The 349-nt window shown below is 74.8% G+C and carries 1 pseudogene; it reads right to left on the bottom strand.

What is annotated here, in order from left to right:
• A pseudogene (locus CVH10_RS18570) lies at positions 1 to 349 on the bottom strand (ChrB protein); the annotation flags it as partial.

Below are 349 nucleotides of genomic sequence, written 5' to 3'. Positions count from 1 at the left end.
GGACGCGCGTGACCCAGGTGCGCCCGCGAAGCTCGGCCTGGGCCAGCTCGGGCGCGCCCGGCCCGGTCACGTCGGGGTGCTGGCCCGCCCGGGCTTCCGCCGGGGCAAGCGCCGCCTCGGCCGTTTGCCGCCCGTGCGCGCCGAAGAAGTCGATCGCGGCGATCTCGTCCAGCCGGCGGCGCAACCGGCGAACCTCGCCGGGGGGAACATACTCGCCTTCCGCCAAGGTCCGCGCCTCGCGCGCCAGCTCCTCGTAATCGGCATCGCGCGCAGCGTCGAAAGTTCCGCGAAGCTCGGGGTCACCGATGCCACCTACCAGCCGCGCCTCTAGGATCAGCGCCTCGCCGCC

Source organism: Halomonas sp. ND22Bw (genome assembly GCF_003011945.1).
Taxonomy (GTDB): domain Bacteria; phylum Pseudomonadota; class Gammaproteobacteria; order Pseudomonadales; family Halomonadaceae; genus Halomonas; species Halomonas halophila.
Note: the sequence above shows the minus strand (reverse complement) of the source record. Positions and strands in the feature narration are given on the sequence as shown.